Origin of the sequence: Pandoraea pnomenusa (genome assembly GCF_040391475.1) — a bacterium.
Taxonomy (GTDB): domain Bacteria; phylum Pseudomonadota; class Gammaproteobacteria; order Burkholderiales; family Burkholderiaceae; genus Pandoraea; species Pandoraea pnomenusa_C.
Genome location: NZ_JBEBXS010000006.1, coordinates 25,424 through 49,278 on the forward strand (window position 1 = coordinate 25,424; position 23,855 = coordinate 49,278).

General features: G+C 62.7%; 23 protein-coding genes. 15 read left to right on the plus strand and 8 right to left on the minus strand.

From position 1 onward, the window contains the following. Nucleotides 1-8: 8 nt before the first annotated feature. Together ABWO90_RS08455 and ABWO90_RS08460 are read right to left on the minus strand one after the other, a co-directional pair. A complete protein-coding gene (locus tag ABWO90_RS08455) occupies nt 9-518 on the minus strand; it encodes a sigma-70 family RNA polymerase sigma factor (protein ID WP_353190770.1) in 510 nt (169 codons plus the stop codon). A 184-nt stretch (nt 519-702) separates the two neighbouring features. Next, nucleotides 703-2,505: a sigma 54-interacting transcriptional regulator gene (locus ABWO90_RS08460; RefSeq protein ID WP_353190771.1), complete on the minus strand. Its 1,803-nt coding sequence runs from the start codon at nt 2,503-2,505 to the stop codon at nt 703-705. 354 nt (nt 2,506-2,859) lie between these two features. Between ABWO90_RS08460 and ABWO90_RS08465 the strand changes: the two genes are divergently transcribed. The 5 genes from ABWO90_RS08465 to ABWO90_RS08485 all read left to right on the plus strand — a co-directional run bounded on the left by ABWO90_RS08465 (nt 2,860) and on the right by ABWO90_RS08485 (nt 7,845). Further along, nucleotides 2,860-3,756: a VOC family protein gene (locus tag ABWO90_RS08465; RefSeq protein ID WP_353190772.1), complete on the plus strand. Its 897-nt coding sequence runs from the start codon at nt 2,860-2,862 to the stop codon at nt 3,754-3,756. Between the two features lie 112 nt (nt 3,757-3,868). Further along, nucleotides 3,869-4,441 carry a flavin reductase family protein gene (locus ABWO90_RS08470; RefSeq protein ID WP_353190773.1) on the plus strand — a complete coding sequence of 191 codons (573 nt, stop codon included), beginning with the start codon at nt 3,869-3,871 and terminating at the stop codon, nt 4,439-4,441. A 58-nt stretch (nt 4,442-4,499) separates the two neighbouring features. Beyond that, complete coding sequence (locus tag ABWO90_RS08475; RefSeq protein WP_353190774.1) at nt 4,500-5,969, plus strand: 4-hydroxyphenylacetate 3-hydroxylase family protein; 1,470 nt, start codon at nt 4,500-4,502, stop codon at nt 5,967-5,969. A 33-nt stretch (nt 5,970-6,002) separates the two neighbouring features. After that, nucleotides 6,003-6,875, plus strand: coding sequence for a 2-hydroxy-6-oxo-6-phenylhexa-2,4-dienoate hydrolase (gene bphD, locus ABWO90_RS08480; RefSeq protein ID WP_353190775.1), 873 nt, complete (start codon nt 6,003-6,005; stop codon nt 6,873-6,875). A gap of 22 nt (nt 6,876-6,897) precedes the next feature. Then, nucleotides 6,898-7,845: a SphA family protein gene (locus ABWO90_RS08485; protein ID WP_353190776.1), complete on the plus strand. Its 948-nt coding sequence runs from the start codon at nt 6,898-6,900 to the stop codon at nt 7,843-7,845. Here ABWO90_RS08485 and ABWO90_RS08490 read toward each other — a convergent pair. After that, nucleotides 7,832-8,656, minus strand: a complete 825-nt coding sequence (locus ABWO90_RS08490) for a DNA-binding transcriptional regulator (protein WP_353190777.1) — start codon at nt 8,654-8,656, stop codon at nt 7,832-7,834. The two genes, ABWO90_RS08485 and ABWO90_RS08490, sit on opposite strands and share 14 nt — an antisense overlap. Nucleotides 8,657-8,947: 291 nt before the next feature. On the opposite strand from ABWO90_RS08490, the gene ABWO90_RS08495 reads away from it, so the two are divergent. The 6 genes from ABWO90_RS08495 to ABWO90_RS08520 all read left to right on the plus strand — a co-directional run bounded on the left by ABWO90_RS08495 (nt 8,948) and on the right by ABWO90_RS08520 (nt 15,476). Next, nucleotides 8,948-10,804, plus strand: a complete 1,857-nt coding sequence (locus ABWO90_RS08495; RefSeq protein WP_353190778.1) for a bifunctional 3-(3-hydroxy-phenyl)propionate/3-hydroxycinnamic acid hydroxylase — start codon at nt 8,948-8,950, stop codon at nt 10,802-10,804. Nucleotide 10,805: 1 nt separating this feature from the next. Further along, the gene (locus ABWO90_RS08500) at nt 10,806-11,762 is read left to right on the plus strand and encodes a 3-carboxyethylcatechol 2,3-dioxygenase (protein WP_353190779.1); all 957 of its coding nucleotides are present in this window, start codon (nt 10,806-10,808) and stop codon (nt 11,760-11,762) included. A gap of 18 nt (nt 11,763-11,780) precedes the next feature. Then, a complete protein-coding gene (mhpD, locus tag ABWO90_RS08505; RefSeq protein WP_353190780.1) occupies nt 11,781-12,566 on the plus strand; it encodes a 2-keto-4-pentenoate hydratase in 786 nt (261 codons plus the stop codon). Between the two features lie 105 nt (nt 12,567-12,671). Beyond that, on the plus strand, nt 12,672-13,931 hold the full coding sequence (mhpT, locus tag ABWO90_RS08510; protein ID WP_353190781.1) for a 3-(3-hydroxy-phenyl)propionate transporter MhpT: 1,260 nt from the start codon (nt 12,672-12,674) through the stop codon (nt 13,929-13,931). Nucleotides 13,932-14,030: 99 nt separating this feature from the next. Beyond that, nucleotides 14,031-14,909, plus strand: a complete 879-nt coding sequence (locus tag ABWO90_RS08515; RefSeq protein WP_353190782.1) for an alpha/beta fold hydrolase — start codon at nt 14,031-14,033, stop codon at nt 14,907-14,909. A gap of 174 nt (nt 14,910-15,083) precedes the next feature. Next, nucleotides 15,084-15,476: a hypothetical protein gene (locus ABWO90_RS08520; RefSeq protein ID WP_353190783.1), complete on the plus strand. Its 393-nt coding sequence runs from the start codon at nt 15,084-15,086 to the stop codon at nt 15,474-15,476. Between the two features lie 116 nt (nt 15,477-15,592). On the opposite strand, the gene ABWO90_RS08525 is transcribed toward ABWO90_RS08520, so the two are convergent. Further along, the gene (locus tag ABWO90_RS08525) at nt 15,593-16,963 is read right to left on the minus strand and encodes an APC family permease (protein ID WP_353190784.1); all 1,371 of its coding nucleotides are present in this window, start codon (nt 16,961-16,963) and stop codon (nt 15,593-15,595) included. 260 nt (nt 16,964-17,223) lie between these two features. Here ABWO90_RS08525 and ABWO90_RS08530 point away from each other — a divergent pair, with 260 nt between their 5' ends. Beyond that, the gene (locus ABWO90_RS08530) at nt 17,224-18,687 is read left to right on the plus strand and encodes a metal-dependent hydrolase family protein (protein WP_353190785.1); all 1,464 of its coding nucleotides are present in this window, start codon (nt 17,224-17,226) and stop codon (nt 18,685-18,687) included. A gap of 100 nt (nt 18,688-18,787) precedes the next feature. Here the strand turns inward: ABWO90_RS08530 and ABWO90_RS08535 are convergent, their stop codons facing one another. Both ABWO90_RS08535 and ABWO90_RS08540 read right to left on the minus strand, forming a co-directional pair. Then, nucleotides 18,788-19,819, minus strand: a complete 1,032-nt coding sequence (locus tag ABWO90_RS08535; protein ID WP_353190786.1) for an AI-2E family transporter — start codon at nt 19,817-19,819, stop codon at nt 18,788-18,790. Nucleotides 19,820-19,858: 39 nt separating this feature from the next. Beyond that, on the minus strand, nt 19,859-20,536 hold the full coding sequence (locus tag ABWO90_RS08540; protein WP_353190787.1) for a DedA family protein: 678 nt from the start codon (nt 20,534-20,536) through the stop codon (nt 19,859-19,861). Nucleotides 20,537-20,852: 316 nt separating this feature from the next. Here ABWO90_RS08540 and ABWO90_RS08545 point away from each other — a divergent pair, with 316 nt between their 5' ends. From ABWO90_RS08545 to ABWO90_RS08555, 3 genes are all read left to right on the plus strand, one after another. Further along, nucleotides 20,853-21,314, plus strand: coding sequence for an outer membrane lipoprotein (locus ABWO90_RS08545; protein ID WP_353190788.1), 462 nt, complete (start codon nt 20,853-20,855; stop codon nt 21,312-21,314). A gap of 62 nt (nt 21,315-21,376) precedes the next feature. Further along, nucleotides 21,377-21,679 carry a hypothetical protein gene (locus ABWO90_RS08550; RefSeq protein ID WP_353190789.1) on the plus strand — a complete coding sequence of 101 codons (303 nt, stop codon included), beginning with the start codon at nt 21,377-21,379 and terminating at the stop codon, nt 21,677-21,679. A 195-nt stretch (nt 21,680-21,874) separates the two neighbouring features. After that, nucleotides 21,875-22,399, plus strand: coding sequence for a DUF308 domain-containing protein (locus ABWO90_RS08555; RefSeq protein ID WP_353190790.1), 525 nt, complete (start codon nt 21,875-21,877; stop codon nt 22,397-22,399). Nucleotides 22,400-22,623: 224 nt separating this feature from the next. On the opposite strand, the gene ABWO90_RS08560 is transcribed toward ABWO90_RS08555, so the two are convergent. Continuing rightward, nucleotides 22,624-22,944: an RcnB family protein gene (locus ABWO90_RS08560; protein WP_353190791.1), complete on the minus strand. Its 321-nt coding sequence runs from the start codon at nt 22,942-22,944 to the stop codon at nt 22,624-22,626. A gap of 290 nt (nt 22,945-23,234) precedes the next feature. Continuing rightward, nucleotides 23,235-23,651, minus strand: a complete 417-nt coding sequence (locus tag ABWO90_RS08565) for a BON domain-containing protein (protein WP_353190792.1) — start codon at nt 23,649-23,651, stop codon at nt 23,235-23,237. Nucleotides 23,652-23,855 lie beyond the last annotated feature (204 nt).

Below are 23,855 nucleotides of genomic sequence, written 5' to 3' on the forward strand. Positions count from 1 at the left end.
GGGTCCCGTCAGTCAAGAAGCGCCAGCACGCATTGCCCGTTGGCACGCAGCAGGTACTGTTTGACGGAGCTGGCCGAGACGTTCAGCCGCTGCGCGATTTCCGAATACTTGAGATCGAGAAGGTGCGCCAGCAGGAACGCCTCTCTCACTTTCGGCGGAAGACCGTCCAGTGCGCGATCGATTGCCGACAACGTCTGCAACGCGATCAGGCGGACTTCCGGTGCCGGCGCGTGGTCTTCCGGGAGTTCTGCCAGCAATTCGAGATAGCTCGTCTCGAGGACCTGGCGGCGATGGTAGTGAGACAGCAGGCGACGGGCAACGGTGGCGAGGAACGGACGTGGCTCGCGAATGGACGCGACGCTGCCGGCATCGATGATGCTGACGAACGCATCCTGTGCCAGATCGGCCGCAATGCTGGCGTTGCCAAGCTTGCGGCGAATCCACCCCGTCAACCAGCCGTAGTGGTCGACATATAACCCCGTCACCTGGCGACGGAGTTCTGCCTCGCTCGAAACCACGATGTCCTTGCAATGCCTGCCCGGTATTTCTCAAGGGCACGCATCATAGTAATGAGAATTATTCGCAATATAGGGTGAAGCCCTTGCGAATGCAACAACTTTTTCTGAAAGGAGGGCGTCAGGCGTCGGAGGACGACGCCCGGACAAAGCGTGCAGGAGGCATGAACACCGGTTCGGGAAGTCCTCAGCGATCCTCCTCGTGCTTCTTTACTCGGTAATCGAGCTGCGAACGCGTGATGCCGAGCAATCCGGCTGCGCGTGAAATGTTGCCACCAGCCTGTTTGACCGCCGCGCGCACAAGGGCTTCTTCCATCTGCGGCAGCGAGGTCATGCCTTGCCGGACCACGTCTTCGGCAATGGCGTCCAGCGACAGCGTGGGGCCGGTCGCGTCCGACGACGCATCCGGCGGTTCATCGTGCTCCGTGAGCCCGCCGTCCTTGCCCAGCGCGAGAAACGCCGACGCGTGCAAGGCATCTTCGACGCTCGTCAGGTGGACGATGTCCAGAGATTCGCCTTCGGGCACCATGATCAGACCGCGCTCGAGCATGTTCTCGAGCTCGCGGATATTGCCGGGCCAGTCGTGATGGATGAGCGCCTGCATCGCGCGCGGCGTAATGCGCGGTGTAGTACGCATATGGCGTCGGGCAAACCGGTGCAGCAGCGCCTGCGCGAGCACCGGGATATCGTCGCGCCGTTCGCGCAAGGGTTGGATCAACATGGGGAAGACGTTGAGGCGGAAGTAGAGATCCTCCCGGAACCTGCCTTCCTGCACGGCCTGCTTGAGCGGTTCGTTGGTTGCTGCGACCACCCGAACGTCCGTTGTGACGGTGCGATTGCTGCCGAGCCGTTCCAACTGCCCGTTCTGCAACACGCGCAGCAATTTGCCTTGCGCGGTCATGCTCAGCGTAGCGATCTCATCCAGGAAGAGCGTGCCGCCGTGGGCGGCCTCGAAGCGGCCCACGCGCGCCGAAGTGGCTCCCGAGTAAGCACCTCGCTCCACACCGAACAACTCCGACTCGATCAACGCCTCCGGAATCGCCGCACAGTTGACTTCGACGAACGGGTCGCCCGCACGTCCACTCAGACGATGAATTTCCCGGGCGATGAGGCTTTTGCCTACGCCACTCTCGCCCAACAACAGCACCGTTGCCTGGGTTCCCGCGACCCGCTCGATCTTGTGACGCAGCAGCGTGTAGGCCGTCGACACGCCCACGACAAGGGATTCCGGGGCTTCGTCGATAAGCGCATGCTCCACACCCTCGGCCGTAGCGTCTTCTCCGGGCCCCATCGAAGTCGCAGCGGGCACATGGATTCGGGTATCCCGCTGTTGCGGCAACAGGTAGCGCAGATCCTCCTGTGCCTCCTCCCATTCGCTCGCCGGGCGCGCCACGATGCGGCAGTGCGCATGCCCCATCGAGCGACACTCGACTTCACGCACGACGATCTGGCGTTGCGCGCAAACGCTCAGGTATCCGGAGCAATAGCCGACGGCATTCCAGCACACCGCATGATTGCCAACGCCATGCGAGGCGATGTGCGCTTCGTCCTCCAGCGACTCCTTCCAGATCGCCTCGCCCCGGTAGTCGTCGGCGTGCAGATCGCCTGCCGCCAGCCCCGGGCCGGAGTGCTCTGGCAACAGAAATCCCTGCAAAGCGTGCAGCGTCCCCCCGGCATTGAGCACGTCGCGCCACGACACGTTGGGGCCGCCCATCTTGGAGACCATCTGCGCATCGCGCTGGCCGGCCTCGTAGCCGATGCGCGTGATGATCGTGCGCGTCTGCTCCATGCCCAGCGAATCGATCAGTGCTTCGCGCAAGGCGGCGAACGCCTCGGCATGCAGAAGTACCACGCGCCGCTCGCCCAGCCAGATGCGACCTTCCGCAACGGAAAACCTCAACCGGTTCGCCAGATCCCGGACCTGCGGCAACTTGAGATCGACGAGCACGTCGGGCACGGCGATCGTCTTTTGGGGGGGCTGAATCGACATTTACAACCTCGACTGACTGCAGAAATGTCCGCGCACGGCATTTCCTGAAATTATGAAAACGTGTCTCCTGCGTTTGGGCACGACTTCCTGAAATTCTGAAATGCGTGGCGCCGTGGCAGTCCTTCGGCAGAGCGAGATCATCGCGCAGTCCGGCCGATATGTGGCGCGCCACTGTCGAAATTGCGGGTAAACGTGGAAATCCCCGAGCTTTGGCGACGATTTTCAGCATCGGCGATCATGCTGGCACGGTATTCGCTATATCGATGGCAGGCCTCGTACACAAGAGGCGAGCGCAACGTCCGCATCGCATGCGGCGTTCGACCATCGATAACGATAGTGAGAAGGAGACATACCGTGGCAGACATTGCGAATCTCGGATACCTGGTGCTCGGCGTGAGCGATCTCGACGCGTGGGAGCACTTCGCCGTCGACGTCGTTGGCCTGCAGGCCGGTCGCCGTACCCCCGGAGAAGCACTGGCCTTGCGAATGGACGACTACGCGCAGCGCATGCTGCTGGTCAGGCACGAGGCGGACGATCTGCTCGCCGCCGGATGGGAAATGCCCAACGACGAAGCGCTCGATCGATTCGTGGCACAACGTCGTGCGGCGGGTCACGCCGTGGAGGCGGGCGATCCGGCATTGGCGGTGCAACGCGGCGTGGCAAGGCTGTTCTGGTGCGAGGACCCTGATGGCATTCGCCACGAGTTCTACGTGGGCGCGACGCGTGCCGCCATGGCCGATCCGTTCCGCTCGAAGGTCATGCGTGACGGCTTCAGTACCGGACGTCTCGGCGTCGGCCACCTCGTAGCCGTGCCCAAGGACACGGTGGCAACAGACACCTTCGTGCGACAGGTGCTCGGCCTCAAGGTCAGCGACTACATCAGCGGCGAAATCGCGCCGGGTGTCGTGCTCGACATTGCCTTCTTCCACGCAGTCACCGGACGTCACCATTCGCTTGCTTGCGCAAAGGTGCCGTTCCCGCATGCCAAGCGCATCCATCACATCATGGTCGAAGCCCTCGACATGAACGACGTCGGCCTCGCTTACGACCGGTGTGTTGCGGCGGGATTGCCGATCGTGATGGAGCTCGGGCACCACCCCAACGACGGGATGTTCTCGTTCTACGTGAAAACACCGTCGGGCTTCGCGCTCGAATTCGGCGCAGGCGGCATTGTCGTTGACGACGCCCATTGGGAAGTCCGCCGCTATGCGCAGTTGAGCGACTGGGGACACCGCAACCCGGCGCACTGATCCCTCTGCCGGCCTGCGCCGGCACCTCGCAACATTCCGATGCTCTGCCGATCACGCCTGACGCCGCCGCGTCCGGCGGTGGCGGCGTGCGTCCTGACGTCAGGAGACTCATATGAATCGCCCCCAACATCACGCCGCACCCACCGCGCGCGACACCGCGCGACTGGCCGAACCGCTCGCGTCGCCGGCCGACGTGTTCAAACAAGGCATGCGCCGCCTGGCCGGTGCCGTCTGCGTTATCGCTACCGGCCACGCCGGCGAGCGGGCAGGACTCACTGCGACGGCCGTCTGCTCGGTGAGCGCCGAACCGCCGCGCTTGCTCGTGTGTGTCAACCAGAGCGCCAGCGCGCATGACCGGATCGCAGCCGAAGGGCGCTTGTCGGTGAACGTGCTCACGCATCAGCAGCAGCACATCGCCGAGCGATTCGCCACCAGCAGCATCAAGGGCGAAGCGCGCTTCGCACAGGGCGAATGGCGTGCCGTCAACCATGTGCCGCTGCTCGACGATGCGTGCGTCGCTTTTGCCTGCGAGATCGTCGAACGCATTCCCGCAGCGTCGCATTCCATCTTTCTCTGCGACGTCGTGAGTTGCCGGGTCGGCGGCCACACGGGCAGTGCGTCCGACGGCCTGCTGTATTTCGACGGCCGCTTCCGTCGACTCGACGGTGCGTGCACCGACGCCTGATAGCGCGCTCACCCCCGATTTTTCTCAGTTTCATCCCCCATATCCCGAGGAGACAACCATGGGCATTCGTACCGGACAGCAGTTCATTGCGTCCCTGCAAGACAACCGCAAGCTCTATATCGACGGCAAGCTCGTGCGCGACGTCACGACCTACGGCCCGCTCAAGGGCGTGATTGCGACGATGGCGGCCCTCTACGATCAGCAGCACGATCCCGAATTCGCCGAAATGCTGACCTACACGTCGCCGACCTCTGGCGATCGGGTCTCGAAGACGTATCTCGAAGCAAAAACCCCTGACGAGTTCCGTGCTCAGGCGGCCTGCTTCCACTTCCGCACGCAATCGACGTTCGGTCTGATGGGACGACTGACCGACTTCATGTCGGGCTTCCTGCTCGATCAGGCAGTGGGATTGCGCGCGATGGGCAAGCACGACGCCGCAGCGCGCGCGCAACGCATCGTCGAGCGTTGCCGTGAGAACGACCTTCAGGTCACGCATGCACTCATTGACCCGCAGACCGACCGTTCCAAGCCCGACGCCCCGGTCGAGGCGGTACGTGTGGTCGAGCGCCGTCCAGACGGCGTCGTCGTGAGCGGCTGCCGCATGCTTTCCACGCTCGCCCCCGTCGCCAACGAGTGCTACGTCGGCCCGTTCTTCCCGCGCAAGCCCGGCGAGGAAGACTTCGCGTTGGCGTTTCTCATTCCGATGAACGCGCCGGGGCTGTCGATTCTTGCGCGTGAATCGTTCGATCGCAGCGAAGACCGCGGGCAGGGCACTTTCGACCGTCCGCTGTCCTCGCGTTTCGACGAAGGCGACGCCATTCTCCTGTTCGACCGTGTGTTTGTGCCGAACGACCGTCTGGTCGTGAACGGCGACATCGACGCGTACAACATGATGATGAAGCTCTCCACGGGCTACACGTTTGTTCAGGCATGCACGCGCTCGACCATGAAGCTGCGCTTCCTGACGGGGCTGGCCACCGCGATTGCGCGCGCCAACGGGCGTGACAAGACGCCGCGCTTCCAGGCGGCCATCGGCGAATTGTGCGGTCTGGTCAACGTGGCCGAAGCGATTCGCGCCGGGGTGATTTCGCACGCGCATGCACGCGTGGATGCCTTCGAGCGTGGCGACATCCTGCAGGAGGGTGACGGCCTGGGCGAACCGAAGTTCGCGCTGGGTGCCGGCATGGCCGCACTCAATTTCTTCTTCCCGAGCGCCAATACCAAAGCGGCGGAAGTGCTGCGCATGGCGGCCGGCTCAGGGGCGCTCGCCGTGACCGAAGCCGACTATCAGAACCCCGACATCGGGCCGTTGCTCGACCGTTGGCTCATTGGCCCGAACACGACCGCAAAGGACCGTTTGCGCCTGATGAAGATGGCCTGGGACATGACCGGCACCGAGTTCGGCTCCCGTGCCGGCCTCTACGAGCGGCTCTATTCCGGCGACCCCGAGCGCAACGCCATCGGCTGGTTCCACAGCCCGATCACCGCTGAATGTGAAGCGTTGGTCAAGCGCGCGCTCGCCATCTGATCCCCCGATTTCAAACGCAAGAGGAAACATGTCATGAACGTGCTTACTGAAGCCGCTACCAGCCGGTTCGCTACGATCGAAGCCCCGGGCCTGGCGCAGTTCAAGATTCACTACAACGACGCGGGCAGTGGACCGGCGGTCGTCATGTTGCACGGCGGCGGCCCCGGCGCCAGCGGCTGGAGCAACTACTACCGCAACATCGAGCCGCTCGTCGCCGCAGGCTTTCGCGTGATCCTGATGGATTGCCCGGGCTTCAACAAGTCCGGCGAGATCGTGTCCGACGTGCAACGGGGCTTGCTCAATGCCCGTGCCGTCAAGGGGCTGCTCGACGCACTCGAGATCGATGTCGCACATCTGGTCGGCAATTCGCTCGGCGGTGCAACAGCCCTGAACTTCGCGCTGGAGTATCCGGAGCGGCTCGATCGCCTCGTGCTCATGGGGCCGGCCGGCATGGGCCACAGCCTTGTTCAGCCGAATCCGCAGGAAGGGATTCGCAAGATGTTCAAGCTCTATACCGCGCCGAGCTACGAGAACTTCGTCGACATGCTCGACGTGTTCGTCTACGACCCGTCGGGCATCACGGAAGAGTTGCGACGTGGCCGGTGGGACAACATCGCGGCCCATCCGGCCCATCTGCGCAATTTCGTCGAGAGCGTGAAACAGGCGCCGGTCACCAGTTGGGACGTCTCGTCGCAGATCCATCGCATCAAGCACCGGACGCTCGTCACCTGGGGGCGAGACGACCGGTTCGTGCCTATCGACAACGGGCTGAAGCTGCTGCAAGGCCTGGCCGACGCACGACTGCATGTGTTCTCGCGCTGCGGCCATTGGGCCCAGTGGGAGCACGCCAACGCGTTCAATCGCCTGGTCGTGGATTTTTTAGTCGCACCGGCGGACGCCGCCTGACAGCAAGGAACTGGAGGAGACAATGCAAAAAATCAAAGACAACGACATCCGTACATCCGCTTCGCAAGTCACGCAGAAGACCCACGCCGCACGCGCCCTTCGGTGGCTGGGATCGCTGGCCGCGTTGAGCGCAGCCATGCTCTGCGCAGCCCCAGTGCAGGCGGCTGGCCACTACGTGCCGGGTGTGGAAGGCATTCAGGCGGCATCGGTGCCCGGGCCGGGCATGTACTTCCTCGGATACGCCGTCAACTACAACATCAACCGGTTGACCGAAGCGCCCGGCAACAACGAAGGCACGGTCAACGCACTCGCACTTCGCGGCGCCTGGATCACTCAGGCCACGTTTCTCGGCGCGAACTACGGTATCGAGGCGATCGTACCCATGACCGCCAAGTCGTTCACGTTCAACGGCATTGGATATGCAGGCAGCAGTCGCGGCGTAGGTGACGTGTACGTGAGCCCGCTGGTGCTCGGCTGGCACGGCGCACAGTGGGACCTGTCGTTCGGACTCGGCCAGTGGCTCAATGTCGGCACGTTCTCCGCGACCGATCCCACTTCACCGGGCAACGGCTATTCGTCCACGATGCTCTCGTTCGGCGGCACCTACTACCCGGACACGGCGAAACAGTGGTCGGTGTCGGTGCTCATGCGGGCGGAAAAGAACTACTCGCAGCGTCAGACGGGGATCACGCCCGGTAACGGTCTCGTGGTGGAGTGGGGCATCGCGCGCCATCTTACGCCGACCACGCAGTTAGGTCTTGTCGGCTACTACCAGGGCCAGATCTCGAATGACAGTGGCGACGGCGCGAGCCCCATGCGGCCTCGCAAGGCGGCCGTCGGGGTCCAGTTCGACTGGATGATCCCAAGCGAAAAGCTGTTCCTCAAAGTCGCCGGCTATACCGAGTACACCGCCGGCGGCGGCTCACCGAAGGGCAATCTGATCCGGTTGGCACTGGTCAAGGCGTTCTGACGTCGGTCGGAGATCGTGCAGATGGAGGCGGTTGGACCAAGGCCGCCGCCATCTGCGCTGCCGCGTCCTGCAACGGTGGCACGAAGCGCCGTACGGCCTCGGCGGGGCTGACCGCCTGATCGAGGTAGATCACGTTGAGGCTCGCGAGCACGCGTCCTTCGGACTGAATGGCGACCGCCACCGCGCCGATCTTGCGCTGATCGTGCCAGTCGCCGTGGTTCGCGCCGAAGCCGTTCTCGCGTGTCTGACGCACGAGATTACGAATGAAGGCGTCGTCGTTGGCAAAGCGTTGCTGCAGCTCCCCGCCGGCGCCGGTGCGCAGCAGGTCGAGAATGTCCTCCCGCTCGGCATCGGGGCAGGTGCCGAAATACGCACGGCCGGCCGCCGTGAAGAGCATCGGCAGTCGGCGGCCCACCATCGCACGGTGAAACGACAGCGGACTGAAACGGTGTGTCGTTTCGCGAATGATCATGGCGTCGCCCTCGGGTGTCGTCAGGTCCGACGGCCAGACGACACGCTGCATCAGTTGCCCCATGATCGGCGGCGCGACGGTCGCGATCCGCTCGTCGTCCGTGAAGCCTTCGCTGAGCGAACGCACGGCGAGGGCGAGCCGGAACGTATCGTCCGACGCACTGCGCCGCACGAAGCCATCCTCCAGCAGCGTCTCGAGCAGGCGTCGCACGGTGGTGCGGTGAATTCCGGTCGCCTCGCTCAGTTGTTGGGGCGTCGCACGGCCGCGCTCCATCGCATTCATCGCCCGCAACACGAGTAAGCCGCGCGACAACCCGCGCACATTCGGGTACTTGCTCATGGAAAACTCGATAAGAATCAACGTTGTGCATTCTATGCACATTTCAGTGAAATTGTTGAGCGCCCGGTGCGACGTCCCTAGACTCATCAAAAAATCTGAGCGCTGACGGAGACACCTTCCTTTCTGCCCGGACGACGCGCACGCAACGCAAGTCGACTGGCAGCCGATCCAGGCCCAACGATTAGCGGACGACACGATCCGCGACCGATTGACCCAACGCAGCACGCCATCAGTACGCGCAAAACCGGCGCGGGGGCGCGCTCGTGCCCAAGAAACAGAGGAGCGAGACACATGACGGCATCCATCCATGCATCTCCCGGCGCGGCGGACATCACGACCGACATCACGACCGACGTCGCCATCGTCGGCGCCGGCCCGGTCGGGCTAATGATCGCCAACATTCTCGGCCTGCAAGGCGTGCGCGTGACCATCGTCGAGAAGCTCGACCAGCTCATCGACTATCCGCGCGCCATCGGACTCGACGACGAAGCGTTGCGCGTCTTCCAGGCCGTCGGACTCGCCGAGGCGTTGCTGCCCCACACCACGCCCGATCACTGGATGCGTTTTCTCACGAGCGAGGGGCATTGCTTCGCGTCGATCGAACCGCGTACCGACGAATTCGGCTGGTCACGCCGCAATGCATTCATCCAGCCGCTCGCCGACCGCGTGCTGTTCGACGGACTCGCGCGTTTCCCTCACGTGCAGGTGCTGTTCGGCCACGGTGTCGAGGCCTTCACGCAGGACGACCGTGGCGTGACGCTGACGGCGCGTACCCGCGACGGCGAAAGCCGCACGATCCGCGCGGGTTATGTGGTGGGTGCCGACGGCGGGAACAGCCAGATCCGTCGCATGCTGCAAGTGCCGTTCGAAGGCCGGACAAAACCGAATCAGTGGATCGTCGTCGACGTACGCAACGACCCGGTCGGCGCGCCGCACGTCTACATGCATTGCGACCATGCGCGACCCTACGTGTCGGCGGCGCTGCCGCACGGCATCCGCCGCTTCGAGTTCATGGTCATGCCCGGCGAGACGGAAGAAGAATTGTCGAAGCCGGAGAATCTGACGGCGCTGATCCGCAAGGTGGTTCCGCATCCCGACAAAGTCGACTACATCCGCAAGCGCGTCTACACCCATAACGCGCGTCTGGCCGAAACATTCCGTGTCGGGCGCGTGCTGCTCGCGGGCGACGCCGCGCACATCATGCCGGTGTGGCAGGGGCAGGGCTACAACAGCGGTATTCGCGACGCCAACAATCTCGGCTGGAAGCTCGCGATGGTCGTCAAAGGCCAGTGCACCGCCCGGCTGCTCGATACCTATACGGCAGAGCGACGCGCCCACGCACGCGCCATGATCCACCTGTCGGAAGTCGCGGGTGACATCTTCGCACCGACGACCCGCTTCGGCGTGCGCTTTCGCGACACCTTCGTGCGCAGCTTCAATCTCTTCCCGTCGGTCAAGCGCTACTTCGTGGAAATGCGTTTCAAACCGATGCCGCGCTATGAAGCGGGTGTGGTGCTGCTGCCGCCGCCGCAGTCCACCGGCGGATGGCTGGCGCGATGCCTCGAGCGCGCCGGCAACTCGGCGCCGGGTCGTCTGCTGGGATTGATGAGCCAGAAGCGGGAATCGTGGCTCGGCCGCCTGGTCTATGGCCGCGATCCGCACGCCAGCTCACCCGCAGGACGCCTGTTCATTCAGCCGAAAGTGCGCACCGAAGATGGTCAGACGAAACGCCTCGACGACGTGATCGGCAATCGCTTTGCCGTGATCGGATGGGGGGCGGATCCCACGTTCGGCCTGACGCGGCAAGCGCGCGCGATCGCAGACAGGCTCGGCGTGTGCTTTGTTCTCGCCAAGCCTGACGTGCAGCTTGCGCATACCGACGATGTCCCCGAGGGCGTGATCGCCATCGGCGACCCGCTCAATCGTCTGAAAGACTGGTTCGGCGCCCGTGCGCAGTCTGTGGTGCTGCTGCGCCCCGACCGATTCATCGCCGGCGTTTGCGGTCCGCAGGAAGTCTCCGAAGCGCTCGTGGAACTGGCCGAAAAGGTCGCGCTGGACGTCGAGCCGATTCGCCTCGTGACGACCGGGCCTGCCGCCGCCGAACCGGTCGATTGCCCGATCCCCATGCCCAAAGTTGCCGGAGCCTGAGATGCCGATTCATCTCGAATGCCTGTCCCATACCCCGCTGCACGGCTACTTCGATCCTGCCGACGACGTGGTGGCCGAAGTGAAGCGTGTCCAGCAAGCCGCACGCGAGCGGGTGCGTGCCTTCGACCCGGAGCTTGTCGTCGTGTTTGCGCCGGATCACTTCAACGGGTTCTTCTACGACGTCATGCCGCCGTTCTGCATCGGCGCAGCGGCCACGGCCATCGGCGACTTCAACAGCCTGGCCGGTACGCTGCCGGTGCCGTCCGAGACCGCCCACCGGATCACGGAACACGTGCTGGCGGCCGACATCGACGTGGCCCTGTCGTATCGCATGCAGGTAGACCACGGCTGCGCCTACGCACTCGAAGTCCTGACCGGTGCCCTGGACACGTACCCCGTCGTGCCGGTCTTCATCAACTCGGTGGCGCCACCGATGGCCACGCTGCGCCGTTCCCGTTTGTTGGGCGACGCCATTGGCCGCTTTCTGGCATGCACTGACAAGCGCGTGCTGGTCGTGGGCTCGGGCGGCATCTCCCATGAGCCGCCCGTGCCCGAGCTCATCGGCGCGACGGAGGAAGTGGCAGAGCGTCTGATTGCCGGGCGCAACCCGTCGCCCGAGTCGCGCGCAGCGCGCCAGGCCCGTACCGTCGCCGCCGCGAAGGCCTTCACGTCGGGCGACAGCCCGATGCATCCGCTCAATCCGCAGTGGGACAAGGCCTTCCTGCAACTGCTGACAAGCGGGCGTCTGAATGCCGTCGATGGCATGAGCAACGACGCCATTACCCGCGACGGCGGTAAATCGGCCCACGAAATCCGCACATGGGTGGCAGCGTTCGCCGTGCTCGCCGCGTATGGCGAGTACCACGCGTCGGTCGATTACTACCGCGCGATTCCCGAATGGATCGCCGGATTTGCCGCCATGCACGCGATGCCCCGATCGCTGGCGGCCGCCGCCTGATTTCCCAAGGAGACTTCAATGTCCAATGCCCAATTGATCCAGACCCTGGCCGAGCGTCTTCGACGGGCCGAAGCGACGCGCAAGACGATCGCCCCCGTGCGAGGCGACATCGCCCTCGACGACATGGCGAGCGCCTACGCCGTTCAACAACGCAATGTCGACGCGCGGCTTGCGAACGGCGAGCGCGTTGTCGGTCGCAAGATCGGTCTCACGTCGCCTGCCGTGCAGCAGCAGCTGGGGGTCGATCAACCGGACTTCGGCGCGTTGTTCGCCAGCATGGCTTACGGCGATGCACAGCCGATGCCGCTCTCCACACTCATCCAGCCCAAGGTGGAAGCCGAGATTGCGCTGGTACTCGAACGCGACCTCCTGCAAGCGACGAACACGTTCGCCGACATCATTGGCGCGACCGCCTACGCCGTAGCCGCAATCGAAGTCGTCGACAGTCGCATCGAGCAGTGGAACATCCGCTTCGTCGACACGGTGGCCGATAACGCGTCGAGTGCACTGTTCGCGCTCGGCAGCCGGCCCGTGAAGCTGTCCGACATCGATCTGAGCGCCTGTGCAATGACGCTTTCGCGCGACGGCGAAGTGCTCTCTCGCGGCAATGGCGCCGCATGCCTCGGCAATCCGCTCAACGCCGCCGTCTGGCTCGCCAATCGGATGGCGCGCCTCGGTACGCCGCTGCGTGCCGGCGACGTGGTCCTGACCGGCGCACTCGGTCCGATGGTGCCGGTCACCGAGCCGAGCACGTTTACCGCAAGCATCGAAGGACTCGGCAGCGTGCGCGCCACGTTTGCGTGAAGCACACGCCGCCGACATCAGCCGTTCCCAACGTTGAAGCCGTTCCCGCCAAACCCGCCATCGCAGAAGACAAGAGCGGATATTTCTGAAACTGGAGACTAAGCAATGAACGCATCACCTCAAGGCGCCGCGACCTCGAAAGGTAGCCTCGCGACCATCGGCCTGTGTCTGGCCATCGCACTGCTGGAAGGACTCGATCTGCAATCGGCCGGCGTGGCCGCACCGCGCATCGCCAAGGAGTTCGGACTGTCGGTGGCGCAAATGGGCTGGGCGTTCAGCGCCGGCGCCATCGGCCTGCTGCCCGGCGCCGCCCTTGGCGGACGCCTCGCCGATCGCTGGGGACGCAAGCGTGTCCTGATGTTGTCGGTTGCCCTGTTCGGCATCTTCTCGCTGGCCACGGCACACGTCTGGAACTTCGAATCGCTCCTGAGCGCGCGCTTTCTGACCGGCCTCGGGCTGGGGGCAGCCATGCCCAATCTGATCGCCTTGTGCGCGGAAGCCGCCCCTGACGGCCAACGCAACACGGCCGTAGGCGCCATGTACTGCGGCATGCCGTTCGGCGCAGCGCTGGCGGCGGTCATCGGTATCGTCAGTCCCAGCGAAGCGGGCTGGCGTCATGTGTTCTACGTGGGCGGCTTCGGGCCGTTGCTGATGGTGCCGCTGCTCGGGCTGTGTCTGCACGAGTCGGCGCAGTTTGTCGCCACACAGGCAGCGCGCGTATCGGATGCCGTGAAAGCAAGCACCCCGAGCGTCGTGCACGCGCTTTGGAAGGAAGGCCGCACGCGCACGACGCTCGCGTTGTGGATCAGCTATCTCGGCACGCTCATCGTGCTGTACTTCCTGATGAACTGGCTGCCGTCGATGGTGGTGGCCAATGGGTTGTCCCGTGCGCAGGCCGGCGTGGCGATCATGATGTTCAACATCGGGGGCGGCATCGGGGCGATCGGTATCGCGAACATCATGGATCGGTTTTCGCCGCGCATGACGGTGATCGGCATGTACGTCGGCATTGCGTTGTCGCTGGCAGGCTTGTCCAGCGCGATCGGCGCGCTGACGATGGCCGGCGGCGCGTTCTTCTGCGGCCTGTTCCTCGTGGGCGGGCAGTCGGTGCTGTATTCGATGGCCGGTCAGGCGTACCCGACCGAAGTCCGTGGCACGGGCGTCGGTGCCGCGGTCGCCATCGGACGCCTCGGCTCCATTCTCGGGCCGCTGATTGCCGGCCAGCTGTTCGCGTTGGGGCAAAGCGCCTCGATGCTCGTGTCGTCGAGCATCCCGCTGATCGTGGTCGCCGCCATCGCCGCGCTCACGGTCGTGGGCACGTTCGCACCTCGGGTCATCGCAGGCGCCGTTGCGCCGGGGCGTTGATCCCGGGGCCACCACACATTCCAATGCGTGGACCGGACAAGGCAGCCCACGACGGCACGCCTTGTTCCCTCACTCTCAACCTGTACAGAGGAAGTCATCATGACGGTAGTCCAATCGGCCGATTCGGCCCTGACGGAAGCGGCCACGAGCCGTTTCGTCTCCGTTCGCGACGGCGACACGGTATTCCGCATTCACTACAACGACGCCGGTAGCGGCGCCGAAACCGTGGTGATGCTGCACGGCTCGGGACCGGGCGCCACCGGCTGGGCCAACTTCAATCGCAACGTCGAACCGTTGGTCGATGCGGGCTACCGTGTGGTGCTCGTCGATTGCCCGGGCTGGGGAAAGAGCGACCCGGTCGTCAACACCGGTTCGCGCTCGGAACTCAACGGCCGTGTGCTCAAGGCGGTCCTGGACGAACTCGATATCGCGCGCGTGCACATCATCGGCAATTCGATGGGAGGTCACAGCGCCGTCGCCTTCGCACTCTCGAACCCGAGTCGCGTCGGCAAGCTGATTCTGATGGGGGGCGGCACCGGTGGCCCGAGCCAGTTTGTGGCGATGCCGACGGAGGGCATCAAGCTGCTCAACGGACTTTACAAGGATCCGACCATCGAGAATCTGAAGCGCATGATGAACGTGTTCGTTTTCGATGCGAGCGCGATCACCGACACGCTGATGCAGGCGCGTCTGGACAACATGCTGGCCTGCAAGGAACACCTCGAGAACTTTGTGAAGAGCCTGGCGGCGAATCCGAAGCAGTTCACCGACTACGGCTCGCGCCTGGGTGAGATCGCTGCGCCGACGCTGATTGTCTGGGGCCGTGAAGACCGTTTTGTGCCGATGGATGTCGGGCTTCGCCTGCTGGCCGGCCTGCCCAACGCCCAACTGCACGTGTTCAACCGGTGCGGCCATTGGGTGCAATGGGAACACGCGGAGGCCTTCAACCGCATGGTGATCGACTTCCTGAAGCATTGAGCGGCGCGTCGGTAACAATTGGAAACCTTGATCCTGCGATCGTTACTCGAATTCCCTTGGCGCCCGCGCAACGGGCTTCATATAGTTCCGATAGCGACAGCCGGTATTTTGCCGGGCGTGGCGCGAGCGCCCCGAACGGGGCATCCGATCATTCCCTTTGCACAAAGGTGTTCCATGGACGTTCAGCAACTGGTTTCCGAATTTCTCGCCTCCGAGCATGGCAGCCAGGCCACGCAGGCCCTGGCGGCCCAGGGTATCAGTGGTGACGACGCGCAACAGATGTTGAGTCAGGCCGCCGAAGCGACACACAACGTCGCCGACGAACAGAGCGGTGGCGGCTTGTTGGGCGAGCACTCCGGCAAGAGTTTCCTGGTCGGGTTTGCGGCAGGGATGCTTCGCGGCGAAGGCTTTTTCAAATCGTTGGAAGACGGCGGGGCAGGGATGTTGACCGGCCGGGTTGCCGAGGCACTGGCAAACCGCATGGGAATCGATCCGGCAACGGCGTCGACCGTCGCTGCGGCGGCAACGCCCTATGTCGTGGCGTTCATGAAGGAGAAATTCGCCTGAATCCGGATGGGATCGCCACGTCAAACGAGGGCGATCCTGTCTCGCAAACGGAATGTTGACAGGGCTGCCGGGGACGATCTCGCGCAGCCCTTTTTCGTCGGCCGTCGTCTCACCCATCAACCGCGCGGTATCGCCCAGATCATCTTCCGGTTCATCAGGAGCGGAATGGCGCCGATCACGATGCCGCCCATGCCCACGACATTCGTGACCCAATCGAAGGTCGGCACGCTATAAAGCGCAATAAAGAAAAGGAAGAGCCCGCTCGCCACCGGCCAGACGACATGCGTTGCGGCAACCCACGGCCCCTGCGTGAGCGTCTTTCGGTAAAACCAGCCGCAGGCAAGCCCCGTGAGGCCGAGGTAGAAACAGACCTGGAAGCCGATGGCTGTGATCGAATCCTGGAGGATGACGTTGATCGTCGGCAAATACGACGACATGAGCAGCAGCACCAGGCCGGTGATCCAGATGAAGAAGATCGCGATATGCGGGGTTTGCCAGCGAGGGTGCAGGCGCGCATACCGGTGATGCAGTGCGCCGTCGCGACTCTTGGCGAACAGCGTGCGTGTGAACTGGAGCATCTGCGTCTCAACCGTGCCCACCGTACTGAGCAACACGGCGATGATCGCCACGTAGCCCCAGGTCGGCCCGAACAGCTTCTGCGCGATCGCGAAGATGATGTTCGTGTTGTAGTGCTGGATCTCCGCGTCTGTCAGGCCAAGCAACGTGATGACGATGAAGATGAGAAAAAACACCATGAGGAAGACCATTGACCAGAAGGCAGCTCGCCCGGGCGTTCGATTCGCGTCACGGGTTTCCTCGCTGAGATTCAAGGTGACGTCCCAGCCATAAAAGAAGAAGATCGCCACCAGCGCACCGCTCGCGAACTGTTTTGGCGTGAACGAGAAAGGCGAGAACCAGCCCCACGAGAACGTGTGTTGCGCGGCGCGCGGGAAGACGAAGAAGCTTGCAACGATAATGACCAGCAGGATGGCGCCCTCGACGAGGGTCATCAGCACCTGCATGTAGCTGGTGAGTTTGATCCCCTTGATGACCACGGCGCTCACGAGCGTGAGCCAGGCGGCGGCGATCAACGTGACATAGTGGACGTTGTTCATCATCGGCCGGTCGAAAATGAGGAGCGTGGCGTTGGCGGCGGGAATCATGGCCGAAACCATGAACACGCAGCACAGCACCAGCAGCGCCCAGCCGACGAAGAAGCCGAGTGTGCGGCCGAAGACCATGCTGACCCACGAATATGAGGTCCCTGCGCTCGCCAGCGCCCGGTTCATGTTGATGAACGCATAGGCGATACCGAACATGATGAGGCCGCAGACCAGTATGCTTGCCGGGGAGAGGGTGCCGGCGGTGCCGATGATCGTGGACGTCGTGATCTCGACGCTGTACGCCGGTGCCGTGCCGGCAATCCCCATGATGACGGATTCGACGATGCCCAGCGAATCGGCGTTGAGCTTGACGGGTGAATCCATGGGCATGACTCCCGGCGAAGACTGAAGGGGAGGGATGAGCCGACTTTTACTCTCTACCGGATGTGCCCGCAAGTAGGGGTATGCCTTGCCTTCCGGCGGGCGGCCGGCCCGGTGTCAGTGAGCTTCCCGGGCACCGTTCGATTGACTTATCCTTAATCGTCTGATCGGCGCCGGCCCGCCGGTGTCTGCGCATTTCCCGACGTTGCCGCCGGCATCCCCTGGCGACGACGGCATCGACACATTTCCGCTTTGGAGGGCGTATGGATCGAGGCAAGCGTGGTGATCGCGGTGGCATGACGCAACAGATGGGGGCGTGCCCCTGCAACAAGGCGCAGGTGCAATGGGTGAACCGGCTCATCGAAGTCGATCTGGCTCGCCGCGGCGTGGTTGCGGGCTTGTCTGCCGGGGTGCTGGCGATGCTGCTGCCGGGACTCGGCAAGGCACAGACGGCCCCTGCGCCCACCGCGACTGCCAAGCCGGTCGTGTTGACGAACTTCCGTCTGTTCGATGGCAAGTCTTCGCGGTTGCGCGATGGCTTGTCCCTGACCGTGGACGGCAATCGTATCGGCAGCCTGACACAAGGGCGGCCGGCGACCGGCGACGGCACGACAGTCATCGACTGCCACGGGATGGTGCTGATGCCCGGGCTGATCGACATGCACTGGCATTCGTTGCTTGCAGCATTGCCGGTCCAGACGATCCTTCAATCGGACATGGCGTTCGTATATCTGGCGGCTGCGGCCGAAGCGGAGCGCACGCTGCTGCGCGGGTTCACCACGGTGCGCGATGCCGGTGGCCCGGCGTTCGCGCTTCAGCAGGCGATCGACAGCGGGCTGATCTCGGGGCCACGCATCTATCCGTCCGGCGCCATGATCACGACCACGGGCGGCCACGGTGATTTCCGTCCGTTTACCGATTTACCAAGAACGGGGGGCAGCGTCAGCCAGATCGAGAAGGACGGGGCGGCGGCAATCGCCGACACCGAAGAGGAGATTCGGCTGCGTGTGCGTGAGCAATTCATCCGCGGCGCGTCGCAGGTCAAGATCGTGGGCAGCGGCGGGGTGTCCTCGCCGCGCAGTCCGCTGGACATGCTGACGTTCACGGAGCGTCAAATGCGCGCGGGCGTCGAGACGGCCAACGACTGGGGGTCCTATGCAATGGTTCACGCCTATACCCCCGCCGCCATCCAGCGCTCCCTGGCGGCGGGGGTGCAGTGTATCGAGCACGGGCACCTGATGGACGACGCCACCGCTTCGCAAATGGCCAAGCGCAACGTGTGGTTGAGCACACAGCCGTTTCTGAGTCAGGACGACGTGGCGCCGCTGTCGGGCGTCGGACTGATCCGGTTCCAGGAAATCATCGCGGGCACGGACAACGCCATCAAGCTCGCGAAGAAACATGGCATCAAAACAGCGTTCGGCACCGACCTGATCTTTTCGGCAACGGTTGCGACCCGCCAGGGCGCGATGCTGGCCAACATGGGCCGGTGGTACAGCAACGCCGAAGTCCTGAGCATGGTGACGTCCGGCAATGCCGCGCTGCTGGCGCTGTCGGGAAAGCGCAACCCGTACCCGGCCGGGTTGGGGACGATCGCGCCCGGCGCCTATGCGGATCTACTGCTCGTCGACGGCAATCCGCTCGACGACTTGACGCTTCTCGCCGATCCCGGCGCACACCTGAAACTCGTGATGAAAGACGGCAAGGTGTTCAAGAATCAGGTTTGAGGCGAGCGCGCAAACGGATGTCGTGCGCCGGGGCCGGTTCCACGGGCGCCGGTGCACGACAGTTTTGAAAGGCGCCGCAATCGAAAGGCCGTAGCGCCTCTCAATCGTCGTTCGTGATCAGCTCTGCAAAGCGGCGCGTGGAGCCAAACGCCGAGAAGGCGATGATCAGTGCGGCAGTAATCGGCACCGCAAGGAAGGCACCCGCCACCCCCCATATCGACGACCAGACCGCGAGGCTCACCAGAATCACGGCCGGACTGAGATTGAGCGACCCGCCCATCAGCCACGGATCGACAAGGTGACCGATCACGAAGTTGATGAGCGTCAGCGTGATGAACACCAGCATCGCTTCCCCGAACTGGCCGAACTGCAGGGCGGTGAGCAACGTCGGTACCACGACGGAGATCATCGAACCGGCGTAGGGAATGAAGTTCAACAAGCCGATCAGGACCGCCCAGAGCTCTGCGAACTCCAGGCCCACGAAGCGCATGCAAATCCAGCTCAACACACCGAGAATCATGCCAAGCAGGGCTTTCAGGGCCAGATAGGTGCCAATCTTCGCGTTGATCTCGTCGATCACCGATACGACGCGGGGAGACCCGGCGGCGAAGCGAACGAGCTTTCGGCGGAATTTCGTATGCTCGATGAGGAAGAACGCGGTGTAGAGCAAGACGACCACAATCGTCGCAAGCAGTGACGACACAGACGACAGCGTACTGGTGATGAGGGACTGCACGTTGACGCTCGCCAGCAGGTCTCGACGGATCGCGGTCCAGCTCGCTTCGGTTTCGATGTGCAGAATCGCCGCGAACTTCGTCAGCAGGGTGAGCAATGTCGCTTCGTACATCGGCGCGACGGCAATGAGTCGGTCCTTGTCGGCTAGCAGCAAATTGACCGACAGGTAAACGGCGAAGAGCATCAGCGATACGGCGATCGTGTAACGCACGCCGGCACGCATTCGATCACCCACGTACGGAATACGGCGAAGCAGATCGGCGAGACCGAAGATCACGTAAGCCGCGATGATCCCGAACGCAATGGGTACGACCACCGGGCGTCCCACATGCAACAACCATCCGAGTAATGTGACCAGCACAAGCGCACAAGTCGACTTGATCAGCACCTGGTTCATGACGCTCCTCGGGCTAACGTTACGTGCCTTCTCACGGGACTACAGGCTTGATCGCTGAGGGTGTTCCGCTTTTGCAGCTTCGGCGCGTGCCCGCCGCTTGCGCCGCACTTTCCAGAGCGCGTTGATCAGCAGCGCCGCAACGCCCACACCAATGACGATGGCCAGCGCGATATGAAGGTGCGAGCGTACCCACGGGATATGACCGAAGTAGTAACCGGGTCCGACGAGTACCGCTACCCAGATCAACGCCCCGCCGAGTGCGAAGCGGAAAAAACGGGGAAACTGCATTCGGGTGGCGCCTGCCATTGCGGGCGCGACGGCGCGCACAATCGCGATGAACGGCGAATACAGCAACAAGGAAGCGCCGTGGCGCGCATAGAGCCCGCGCGTTCGCGCGCTCGCCCGATAGATCCAGCTCTGTTCCTTCGGTTGCCAGACATTGGCGATGGCGCGTGCCACACCATAGTTGAATACCGTTCCCGCCAGTGCCGCCACCACGAGCGTCGGCGCAAGCACGAGGGGATCCAGAACCCCGACGGCAGCCAATGCGCCAGACAGGAAAAGCAACATGTCAGCAGGCAGAAACACCAGCGGCAATACGCCGATGCCGCAGAAGATCAGCCCGCCGAGAATCAGGTAGGCGAGGGGCCCGTGCTGGATCAGCAGCGCCTCGAGGTTTTGCTCGAGTTGCAGGACGAACAGCAGGGTGGCTGTCATTCAATTCCGCCAGGTGGCAAGAGATCGTAAGGCGAGCATAGCAGCACCGGATCGCACTATTGGTAATCCGATCATTCTCGCCCATCCAAATCGACATTCATTTTTGCGACATCACATGCTAAATTGAAATGCAGAAATCGAATAGTGACACGCAACATGATAGTCCCTGGCTCTATTCGACTGGCATTCGGAAATGCGCATCACGTTGAATCCCGAATGTGGTTCTTTTTTATTTTGTGGCAGATGAGTTGCGAGCGGATCCATCCTGTAGTTCACTAGGTGTGTTCCGAGACATGCCTATTCGCCGGAGAATGTCATGCGTAACATTGCTGCAGCGTTGATCGTTCCTGTCGCGGCGTCATTCCTCCTCAGCGGATGCGAGGGTCCCACTTCAGCATCCACATTTCGTCCCAACCAGGCGATGCAGGCGCAGGTCGTCGAACTTGGCGTCATCGAGACCATTCGGCCCGTGACTATCCAACCAGGTCCGTCCGGCGTGGGAGCAGTCGCCGGTGGCGCGCTGGGCGGCATAGCGGCGGGCAGCAACATCGGGCGGGGCAGCGGCGCGGTGGCGGCCGGCATCGGTGGTGCGGTGCTTGGCGGTGCCGCAGGCAATGCGGTCGAGTCTCGTGTGACGCGCCGGGCGGGCGTCGAAATCGGTGTCGTCCTCGATTCCGGACAACGCATCTCAGTCACGCAGGATGACGATCAGCAATTCGCGCCTGGCGATCGCGTCCGTATCCTCTTCGGTACCAACACTGTGCGCGTTACCCGCTAGGACTCACCACAGCAATACGGGTTGCTAGCTGTTCTTCACCCCTGGAAACGGAGAAACGAAGCATGAAAATGGCTATCCATCGCAAGTCCGTCGTTGTTGCCATTGCCGGCCTGATTGTCGCTGCTCCGGTGTTGGCACAGACACCGGCGCCAGCCCCGGAGGCGCCGGCTGCGGCGGCAACTCACAGTGATCCGATCGTCCAGAAGCGCATGGAAGTTCGCGAACAGAATCGCCAGCACCGGGCGAACAGAGCGCAGGCGAAAAAGAAACAACAGCAGGCGACCCAGCAATCCAGGGATGAGAGAAATCGCGCCAATGCCGAGTCCCGACAACGTGCCACTGATGCGATGAAACCGCAGAACTGACGACCGAAGGCTGGGACATCCCCGTTCCAGCCTTCTTGCATTGGCATGGCTCGTCGCGGGTTTGATCCCCTTGCTGACGTGATGTGAACTCGCCCACCAGGCGCGGAGTTTCGCCCCAGGCTGTCGTCGGCAAGCGTGACTCCAGTGCTGGCGGCGTGCGTGGGTGGCCGGTCCCAATTTCAGGAAACCAGCATCATGAGCGCACGCCCCGCATTCTCGGTGATCAGCACGGTTTTCTTCGTTATCGCAGGCCTGTTCTGCATCGCAGTCCCGTTCGTTTCGGACTCGCTTCTCAGCAATCTTTTTATCGGCCGAATGCTGCTGCTTTGCGGCTTTCTCCACGGCATCAATCTCTTTACCACGCGAGAGCCGTGGCGTTTCGTCAGACGAATTCCACCGGTCGTGGTGCCGATCATCATTGCGTTCCTGATCTTTCTTAATGACGGCATTCACGCCCGAAGCCTGACCGTGATGCTGATGATTTTCTTCATCCTCGATGGCTATTCGAAGATTGTCGCCTCACTCGAGTCGGGCACGCGCCGTGTCGGCAAGGTGGCCATGGTAAGCGCGGCGCTGTCATTCTTCCTCGCCATCTATCTGGCCGCGACGTTCCCTGCGGCGCCATTGCCGGTGCTTGCGCTATTCCTTGGTGTGGACATCATTTCGATGGGATTGACCAACTTCCCGTCGCGAGTCGCATTCGAGACACGCAACCTGTGACTGGACGAGGAGGGCGCGCGTCAACAGCCCCGTCTGAACGGCGATGCGCGAAAGCGCATCATCGCGCGAGAGAAAGAAATGCGTTTGTGAGAGAGGGTCTTGCGCACGTATGACCTACGCGCGTGATTCGCTTTGCGTGGGCGATGCGGGTGTCGCAGGGTCCGGTTCGCGATGGCTTCGCGAAACCGTAACCCTGCGGTGCGTCGGCGATTGGGGGAATCGTTTTAATCTGTACCGGAAACGATCTTCACGATCTTCCAGTTACCGGTGGTCAGCACGTAGTCACCATTGATACCGAGCCACCTCTGGCCACGCGGCGCCGGCTGCAGGCCGTGCCCCTTGTAGTCCGTGAGAACGAACTGATTGGTTCGGTATTCCGCAGGCACCGACATCCCACTCTTCCAATCCCGATGCGGAATGCTGGGCGCCATTTGCTGTCGCCCTCTGTCGATAGGCGCCACATCAATGGGATTCTGCGCCAGCGACGGCAGCGCCGTGCCCGCGAGCAGGGCCGTAACTCCGAAACAAACTAGTTTGCTCTTCATGACCGAGTCCTCATTGACAAGTGAGATGCAAGACTGTTGAACGGGGAATCGCAATTTCAGTTTCGCACAAGAAAACCTGGCAGCAGGGTAGGAAGATACGTGCACCGAAAACACGTTGAGGAGCGCTGATCGCTCAAGGCGCACTTTAGCCGACCAGCATTGTTCTCGGCCGTTCTGCCAAGCATAAAGTAACAGCCGACACACAATGCCAGCGGGCACTCGTTCCGAGTATAGATGGCACGAATCAGAATTCAAGGTGGCAATACCTTGCGACTATCTCGGTCACCGAGTCATCGCCGATTTCGCGCAGTGAGTCGATTCGTCACTGAAGTCACGCCGCGAACCGATCTGGCCGCATTGCCCGCGCGAGATATCTGCCAGCTGTCGGGGACCGTTCCGGTCAGCGTAACGTGACCGTGCCACGACTGAACGTGGATTCTGGAATGATCGAGGCCCGATACGCGCTGCAAAGCACGTCGAACGTCACGGGTAACGGCATTGTCCTGTCGCATCCGGTTTGGGGGACGTGCCACGACAGAGGGCGGTGTCGCCGATTCGGCCTGAGCGCCCACTGGCGATTGTGCTTGCACCTGTGTCGCACAATTCATCAAGCCGATGAATACGCCGACACCCAAAACGCTGCTTACATTGTGGATCTTCATTGCTCCTCCCAAAACCAGCATCGAACGATGAATGGAAAGACGCATGCAGCTCTCGCAACAGGCAAAGCATGTACCACTTTAATGGATTTTTCTTGCATTGCTTCATGAATATTTGGTGTGATGCATAAAATGAGTGTGCGACGTCGTGCTAGCAGCGAAATCACTCACCTGAGGCTTCCTGCGACACCGGCGCCACTTTCTGTAAGTCACGGGCAGTCTGCGGAACTCGTCAACTTTGGAAGGGACGAC

Coding starts and splice junctions, on each gene's coding strand:
- mhpT (WP_353190781.1), top strand. CDS start 12,672: ATGAACGCATCACCTCAAGGCGCCGCGACCTCGAAAGGTAGCCTCGCG.
- ABWO90_RS08495 (WP_353190778.1), top strand. CDS start 8,948: ATGACGGCATCCATCCATGCATCTCCCGGCGCGGCGGACATCACGACC.
- ABWO90_RS08535 (WP_353190786.1), bottom strand. CDS start 19,819: ATGAACCAGGTGCTGATCAAGTCGACTTGTGCGCTTGTGCTGGTCACA.
- ABWO90_RS08560 (WP_353190791.1), bottom strand. CDS start 22,944: ATGAAGAGCAAACTAGTTTGTTTCGGAGTTACGGCCCTGCTCGCGGGC.
- ABWO90_RS08555 (WP_353190790.1), top strand. CDS start 21,875: ATGAGCGCACGCCCCGCATTCTCGGTGATCAGCACGGTTTTCTTCGTT.
- ABWO90_RS08460 (WP_353190771.1), bottom strand. CDS start 2,505: ATGTCGATTCAGCCCCCCCAAAAGACGATCGCCGTGCCCGACGTGCTC.
- mhpD (WP_353190780.1), top strand. CDS start 11,781: ATGTCCAATGCCCAATTGATCCAGACCCTGGCCGAGCGTCTTCGACGG.
- ABWO90_RS08550 (WP_353190789.1), top strand. CDS start 21,377: ATGAAAATGGCTATCCATCGCAAGTCCGTCGTTGTTGCCATTGCCGGC.
- ABWO90_RS08475 (WP_353190774.1), top strand. CDS start 4,500: ATGGGCATTCGTACCGGACAGCAGTTCATTGCGTCCCTGCAAGACAAC.
- ABWO90_RS08520 (WP_353190783.1), top strand. CDS start 15,084: ATGGACGTTCAGCAACTGGTTTCCGAATTTCTCGCCTCCGAGCATGGC.
- ABWO90_RS08525 (WP_353190784.1), bottom strand. CDS start 16,963: ATGGATTCACCCGTCAAGCTCAACGCCGATTCGCTGGGCATCGTCGAA.
- ABWO90_RS08490 (WP_353190777.1), bottom strand. CDS start 8,656: ATGAGCAAGTACCCGAATGTGCGCGGGTTGTCGCGCGGCTTACTCGTG.
- ABWO90_RS08540 (WP_353190787.1), bottom strand. CDS start 20,536: ATGACAGCCACCCTGCTGTTCGTCCTGCAACTCGAGCAAAACCTCGAG.
- ABWO90_RS08515 (WP_353190782.1), top strand. CDS start 14,031: ATGACGGTAGTCCAATCGGCCGATTCGGCCCTGACGGAAGCGGCCACG.
- bphD (WP_353190775.1), top strand. CDS start 6,003: ATGAACGTGCTTACTGAAGCCGCTACCAGCCGGTTCGCTACGATCGAA.
- ABWO90_RS08565 (WP_353190792.1), bottom strand. CDS start 23,651: ATGCGTCTTTCCATTCATCGTTCGATGCTGGTTTTGGGAGGAGCAATG.
- ABWO90_RS08470 (WP_353190773.1), top strand. CDS start 3,869: ATGAATCGCCCCCAACATCACGCCGCACCCACCGCGCGCGACACCGCG.
- ABWO90_RS08485 (WP_353190776.1), top strand. CDS start 6,898: ATGCAAAAAATCAAAGACAACGACATCCGTACATCCGCTTCGCAAGTC.
- ABWO90_RS08530 (WP_353190785.1), top strand. CDS start 17,224: ATGGATCGAGGCAAGCGTGGTGATCGCGGTGGCATGACGCAACAGATG.
- ABWO90_RS08545 (WP_353190788.1), top strand. CDS start 20,853: ATGCGTAACATTGCTGCAGCGTTGATCGTTCCTGTCGCGGCGTCATTC.
- ABWO90_RS08500 (WP_353190779.1), top strand. CDS start 10,806: ATGCCGATTCATCTCGAATGCCTGTCCCATACCCCGCTGCACGGCTAC.